This window comes from Pedobacter sp. 10L46_2 (genome assembly GCF_056395165.1).
The window spans coordinates 1-4,387 of sequence record NZ_JBFTIZ010000440.1 but is presented as its reverse complement, the minus strand read 5'-3'; the positions used below and the strand labels follow the sequence as shown (position 1 = coordinate 4,387).

Here is a 4,387-nt window from a genome sequence, read left to right as displayed (position 1 = left end):
CCAATACCCAGTTCTTCAAATCTACCGATTTATAGATGGTAAAATAAGGTGCCCATTCATTAGTAGTTGACGTAGCATAATAAACTTTGCCTATCCTTATAATTGAAGGATCCGGATTGTCGCCAGGTAATGCAGGGTTTACCAATTGAACATCGGCAGGAGCAACATTTTTATCTGCATCTCTTCTTTTAACGCCACATGATAGCAATACACACATGAAAACAGCACATATTACTGTAGTATTAATATACCTTATATCCATAAAACGGCCATTTATCATTTCACAAATCTATATTTATTTTTCACTTTTTACCCAAATCTATCGTTCCCGGATAAAATGTAACTACTCCTGTGGTAATATCGTGAAGGCCCCCGATGATTCCGATTTGACCTCCTTCTACCATTTCTTTGAGAATGGGACTTCGCTCCAGTATCGATTTAACAGACCTATTAACATTTATAGCGGCTACCTTTTCAACAAATTCGCTGTTGTTAGAATTGCGGTTCTCTTTTATGGTCAGCTCATCATCCACAGCAGGCCTGATTTTCGAGAGCAAAGAAGTAAGGTTGCCCATCTCCACATGATCGCAGGCACCTTTAATTGCTCCGCACCTGGTATGGCCCAGAACAACGATAATTTTTGCACCTGCAAGCCTGCAGCCAAATTCCATGCTTCCTAAAACGTCCTCATTAATAATGTTACCTGCAATCCGGATACTGAAAATATCACCCAAACCCTGGTCAAAAATTAATTCCGCAGATGTGCGACTGTCTATGCAACTTAAAATTATAGCGAACGGATGTTGACCATCTGAGGTTTCATTTGCTTGCTGTAAAAGATTTCGGTTGATTTTCAGGTTATTAACAAATCGTTTATTTCCCTCTTCCAATAAATTTAGCGCCATTATTGGTGTTATAGCTTCCTGATCTTCTTTTGTTAAAGTTTTCATGCACGACAATTTTGTGATGCAATCTAAGAAAAAGTCAAAAAAAATGAGTCCTTACGGTTTTTTTAGTTTCTATTTCCGCTTTTTGCCTGTCTAATCGATTGGCTATCCTTAAGATTAAAGCGATAAACCATAGTTAAACGATAACGTGAAGCATTAGGGTTACTTAGCTGATTATAAATATAATTATCGCCAGTGGTTAAAGTTTTAGTTTTGCGCGTATTGAGTACATTACTTCCATCTAGTGTAATTGTCATTTTTTCCTTCAGCGCATTCCTGCTTAGTCCGAAATCCAGATAGTGAACGGACCAGGTATGACTTTGTGCATTGGTTGTTGCACCTGTATAATTGTAACGCAACTGTAAATTCATCATCGTTGATATTTTTGCCTGAGTGCTAAACCTTCCTGTTGTGGCATTTCCATTAAAATCAAAATCCTGACCCAGATAAAACCCCTTTTGCTGGAACTCATAACCATTTAATTCGGCATTCAACTGTAACCATTTCCATGGATTATAAAGTAAAGAAAGCTCAAGCCCCTGTCTGATCTCACCGTCAATATTAACCGGAATAGTATAAAATATATCGTTGTTCCGATAGGTGTACATTTGGATAATATCAGAGTTATTTTGGTAGTAGACAGAAGGATTAAAGGTTAAATCTCCCCAATGCTTCAATAAGCCAAGTTCCAGCACATCCGCATACGAAGGGTTTAGAGCAGGATTGCCAATAAATTGAGAGTTAAGATCTGTAAGTTCATTAAATGGATACAACATCCATAATGATGGGCGATTAATTCTTTTGCTATAGCTAAACTGTGTCGTCGTTTCTTCATTGAGCTGATAGCTCAGGTTAAGCGTAGGAAATATGCGGATGTAATTTTTTTTATTTTGGTAGTCACCTAGTCGATCTTCAATACTAATTTTGGTAAGTTCTGAACGCAAACCCAACATATAAGAAAACCTCTTACCTTTATTGCTGAATTGAGCATAGGCACTGCTAATCAGTTCATTGTACTGAAGTTTATTGTTGATATTGTAATAAATAACCCATTGATCTCCTTGTTGTTGTTCTGCATAAAAATCACTTGTTACTTTTCTGTTCTCGAGTTTTAGCCCCAGTTCAAGCATCGATTTTTCGGTTAGTGGTTGTTCTAAATCGCTTTGAAGTAAGAAATCCTTACTACTGCCAATAGAACTGGTCCTGATACCCGGCAAAGTTTGTCATGATCTTTAGTCGCATTTTTAAAGTAGGCTGCAGTCATTGTATTGTGTGCATTAATGAGATAGTCAGCACCGAGATATATCAATTTACCGTCATCATGTCGGTCTTCATCCTGTGTTTGAGTTAAGAAACGCTGCTGTTCATTATCCAACACGCTTTGATTACTGCTGTAAAAACCTTTATAATCCGATAAACGGATGCCCAGCGTAGAGAACAGGTTAATTTTATCTGACTTATAATTCAAACTGGGATTTATACGGTTATCATTAGGAAGCCCTCCTACCACCTTTAGCTGGCCATTTAGCCCACCAATTTTATTCTTTTTAAGGATGATGTTAATGATTCCGGCAGATCCTCCGGCATCGTAACGGGAAGAGGGATTGGAAATAACCTCAATCTTATCAATTAGACCGGCAGGGATCTGATCGAGTAAATTGCTTTGCGTTAATCCCGAACGCCGACCATTAATTAAAACCATCACATTGCTATTGCCTCTTAGCCTTACTGCGCCTTCAGGATTTATCGCTACAGATGGTACGCTGTTTAATATATCGTTAACTGAACCGCTTTGAGATAAGATGTCTTTTCCAACCTCAAAGACCTTTTTATCCAGTTTTAAACTAATCATACTTTTTTCTGCAGTGATCGAAACTTCTTTTAGAACGGTTGTATCTTGCATAAGGCTAATATTTCCAATATCCAGTTTATAGGCTGAAGGACTTAGCTCAACGTTTCGACTTAAGGTTTTATAACCTATTAGGCTAAATTCCAATATGACATTTTCTTCAGGCAATCCTTCTAAAAGAAATTCTCCTTTCTCATCACTAATGGTGCTTAAAATAAGTTTCCCAAGGATATTTTTAACTTGAATAGTTACGTAAGGCAGTGCGAGTTGTGCTTGGTCAGTTAATTTGCCATTTACCAATCCCTTTGATGGTATTTGATTGTTTTGCTGTGCATTAATCGTAGAGCCTATAACACAGACCATGATAGTGATGAGTAGTTTTTTCATGAGGCAAGATTAAGACTGCGGCCGTTCAAAACACAATAAAACATGCCAACGGCTCTATATCCTTTTGAAATACATTTTTCTGTCTTATATTCAGTTTAGCTTTACATCATGGTTAAATTTCGCTTCTTATTCTTTCTAACCCTCTTTTTGTCATCCTGTAAACAGGATCTCCATTATGAATATACAGACGCCGTCTATAAAAACGGCGACGATTTGAACTGGGCAAAAAAGAACTATGATACCAGCGGCTGGGAGAAGGAACGGGATCCAAAAACTGCCGTTTTTTGGTCCAGAGTTAACGTACGCATCACAAACAGAGATCCTAAAGACAGTATTTCTGTGGGTTTAGGGATTCACAGTTTTGGTTCCTTCGATGTCTACTGGGATGGTGTATTCGTTGGTAAAAACGGTGAGTTTGCAAAAGATAAAATCCATGAGGTACCAGGTACCGAAATGAGCGATTTTTTGTTGCCTGATTCACTGGCCAGATCCGGTTTACACACATTAGCGTTAAGAACTGCACAACATTTTAATACAGGAGAATTAAGAGGTGTTGATGTTAAACTACAATATTATAAGGCATTGATTCAAAGACCTCTAGTTGCCACTTCATATATGAATTTAATGGCAGGTGCTTTTCTTGTTGCAGCTTTCTATTATTTCTTCCTGTACATTAACAGCAGTCGTAAAGAGTTGGATGTTCTAATTTTTGGAATCATTTGTCTGCTTTTCTTTGCTCTGCTGGGGGTTGAGCATGTGAAGTTTTACATTACCATTCCTTACAGCCACTTTTACACACGGTTGGAAATTGTTGGCTGGCTTACCTTTGCCATTTCCCTTCTTGTCCCTTTCTATTTTACCATTCAGTTTTACTTTAAAAAGAAGTTCTGGCTTTTAGGTCTGCAATTACTGATTCTGATCTGGATTTACATCGATAATTTCAGGCATTACGACTGGACAGCCATGTTGTTTAGTTACACCATGTGGTTTTTCTCGCTCATTATTGTAGTAAATGCGTTATTTAGAAATGTAAAAGGTGCCTGGGTAGTATTTGTTGGTTTACTGATGAGTGCAGTAGCGAGTGCATTTATCGTTTATGATTTTTTTCTTTTCATATGTTATACCCTAATTGTACTATCTATGCTTTATTTACACACTATAAGAGCCAAACTACTCGAGAAAGAACACCAGTCTTCTTTAATAC

Annotated in this window: 5 protein-coding genes; 1 reads left to right on the top strand and 4 read right to left on the bottom strand. The window is 37.6% G+C overall.

Annotation, left to right across the window (positions count from 1 at the left end; genetic code table 11):
* The 4 genes from AC1DDX_RS26445 to AC1DDX_RS26430 all read right to left on the bottom strand — a co-directional run.
* Nucleotides 1–262: family 43 glycosylhydrolase (locus tag AC1DDX_RS26445; RefSeq protein WP_477622928.1), on the bottom strand; the 262-nt coding region annotated here is incomplete at its 3' end.
* A 40-nt stretch (nt 263–302) separates the two neighbouring features.
* Nucleotides 303–959 carry a carbonic anhydrase family protein gene (locus AC1DDX_RS26440; RefSeq protein ID WP_262889307.1) on the bottom strand — a complete coding sequence of 219 codons (657 nt, stop codon included), beginning with the start codon at nt 957–959 and terminating at the stop codon, nt 303–305.
* A 53-nt stretch (nt 960–1,012) separates the two neighbouring features.
* Nucleotides 1,013–2,164, bottom strand: a complete 1,152-nt coding sequence (locus AC1DDX_RS26435; RefSeq protein ID WP_477622927.1) for an outer membrane beta-barrel family protein — start codon at nt 2,162–2,164, stop codon at nt 1,013–1,015.
* Nucleotides 2,101–3,183, bottom strand: coding sequence for a TonB-dependent receptor (locus AC1DDX_RS26430; RefSeq protein ID WP_477622926.1), 1,083 nt, complete (start codon nt 3,181–3,183; stop codon nt 2,101–2,103). Before AC1DDX_RS26430 ends, AC1DDX_RS26435 begins: the two co-directional genes overlap by 64 nt.
* A 147-nt stretch (nt 3,184–3,330) precedes the next feature.
* On the opposite strand from AC1DDX_RS26430, the gene AC1DDX_RS26425 reads away from it, so the two are divergent.
* On the top strand, nt 3,331–4,387 hold a 1,057-nt coding region (locus tag AC1DDX_RS26425), incomplete at its 3' end, for a hypothetical protein (RefSeq protein ID WP_477622925.1).